The organism is Pseudoalteromonas sp. Of7M-16, from assembly GCF_022347805.1.
GTDB classification, from domain to species: Bacteria; Pseudomonadota; Gammaproteobacteria; order Enterobacterales; family Alteromonadaceae; genus Pseudoalteromonas; species Pseudoalteromonas luteoviolacea_F.
Genome location: NZ_JAKRFY010000055.1, coordinates 1 through 2,453, shown reverse-complemented (window position 1 = coordinate 2,453; position 2,453 = coordinate 1). Strand labels below are relative to the sequence as shown.

At 36.4% G+C, this 2,453-nt stretch carries 1 protein-coding gene; it reads right to left on the bottom strand.

Translation table 11 applies throughout. From position 1 onward, the window contains the following. Window positions 1–663: 663 nt before the first annotated feature. Window positions 664–1,818, bottom strand: a complete 1,155-nt coding sequence (locus MHN81_RS27895; protein ID WP_239427370.1) for a hypothetical protein — start codon at window positions 1,816–1,818, stop codon at window positions 664–666. Window positions 1,819–2,453: the final 635 nt, after the last annotated feature.

Genomic DNA, 2,453 nt, shown 5'->3' with positions numbered 1-2,453 from the left:
CTCTTATACACCACATTTAGTTTTTCCTCTTAGAAACCATGAGCAATAAGTTAACAATAAACAGGAGGAAACCCAAAGCACCTATAACAAACTGACCGTCAGTTTTTTCAAAAAAGTGTTCAGTAATTGAAAAGCTTGTGTATAGTGCGAAAAACTGAACAAAATATATGGCTTTGTGTCTTCGGCTTTCTGCCGATAATTTAAGGAAAAAATGTACACCTGTTAAAATTACAGCAATTAAAATTATCAGAATTTCGTACATATCAATTCCCATTATTAAGCTGATGAGTACTGCTGAAGACAAGCCTAGAGTTTTTAAAAAATGAACGTAACATATGTCAACATGTATTTATAGCTAGCAAAGGTGGTTTTTTATTACTATTGATGCAATTAGCTATAGATTAGAAATTGGTATTAATTTAAGCGCTGAAGCTGCCTTGACGAATAGCCTTTATTAAATTCCTATGCACATCATTCGCATTATTAACTTTCTTATATTTTACGGAATTAAATATCGTTAAAAGCTCAGAAGAGTATGGAGCTACCATAGCCCACGTTTCATGAGAAAATATTGCTACGAACATTTAATCTAAAAAGATTAAAGGGCACACAGTCTTACATTTACGGTGCCCATGTATTATGTTTAATTACGCCTTTTTGGTGTTACCAAACAAAAGTCCCCTGAATCGGGTAACTACCAGACATCTCAATCTCACGCGAAATAGTGAACGTGTCTAAGTCAATTTCAAGAATTCGACCATCGTCACTCGCAGCTGTATAAAAATATCTATCATTTTTTGGATCAAAAGAAGATGTATGCGACTGAGTTTTTCGGCTTTTTGAAGAAGCTGGCGGGCTCACCTCAATATCTGTCACCTTTTTGTGTGTATTTAAATCTATCACCGTCATATAAGTATCAGTGTGGTTGGTTGACACTGCCAACATACGACCTGGGATCATTGTTGTATGACCATTGCCTTTACCCGTTTCGATAGTGGAAATTACTTCCATTGATACGCTATTAATGACAAAGGTTGTGCCTTCGTTTGATCCTAAATAAATATGAACGCCATCGGGGTGAAAAGAAGCGTGATGTGCACCCATTGTCTCAACATTTGTAGCCGTAGTTGGCATATGTTTAATCTGCTTTTGATACAGTTTATTATCAGATAGTTCAAATGCCATAATACCTGGCGCTACACCATTTTTTGGTGAGCCTTCCAATACCGCATAGAAGACATTTTTATTCCAGCCAGTTGCATTAGGTGTAGACATTATATGATGCACAGAAGTAGGTGTAGCTAGTGTATATTTATGCGAAATAACAAAACTGTCTTGTTCAATCCCAACTTCATAGAGCTCTAATGTTCTGCGAGCTCTGTCCAAAATCAAAAACTGTGTTTCACTTACCCAAAATGGATGCCCGGTGGCTAGGCCTCCACCAAAGTCATTGACTGTTAGCGTAGTTTCGTTACCAACCGTTGCAATCACTTCGTTGCTCGTTGTATCAATGATGCTTGTTACCGCTTTTTTGGTACCCGATACAGCTGCCAACTTTTTACTTTTATTATAAGTTACAGAACGAGGAAAGTGGTTTAGGGGGATCACACCACCTATTTCTAACGTTTGGCTAGAAATTACATCCAAAGATTGCGTGTTTCTGGTAGTCACATAGACCTGTCCATCGCCAGCTTTGTCGATAGGATATGGGCTATCCCCTATTGAGTTGATGACTTCTTTGATTTTCATCGATTGAGGCTCAAACGTCAGTACTTGGTTGTTATCTTTATCTGCATAAAACCCTGTACTATGCGCCATCGCCGCTTGAATGTTCAACGCTGAGAGTACGGAAAGTAGTAGAATTGGCTTTTTTCCATACAAGTACAGCTAGATGATATTAGATTTACATCCCTAACATCCACTAATTTCCACAATAAAGGTAATAAAATGAAATTAAATCACGTTGATTATTCCATTTTATTTATTAATGCCTTTTCAGTTATATTCCCTCGCAACCTCAAAGATATAATTAAGATTGAATGGCAGTTATAGAGCCCCTTTATTTTAAGCCTAAGACACCCCGCAAAATATTTACAGGTTGAACCTTTACTCTCAGGACTGTTCCATTCGCAATAAAAAATCAAACTGGCTAAAAGAGAAATATTTGACAAAAAAAATGACTGAAAAAAAGAAAAATTGGACAGACACATAAAAGCTAGACAGGCAGACACATAAAAGCTAGACAGGCGCATTTTTAATAATTGGCGGAATTACAACCAAACACCTTCAACGTTATATCTACAATATAAAAATTCACTGTCTATTTATGTTCACTGGGGGAGAAAAATCACAATTAGGAATATTTTAATATTAATAAAAAAGTCCAACTCTAGATTGACTCAGAACGAAAAATCAACTCAATATTACCCCGCGCCTTTATACCAATACATATC

Bases quoted from the DNA above. Each gene is read 5' to 3' on its own strand.
- MHN81_RS27895 (WP_239427370.1), bottom strand. From the start codon at position 1,818: ATGGCGCATAGTACAGGGTTTTATGCAGATAAAGATAACAACCAAGTA.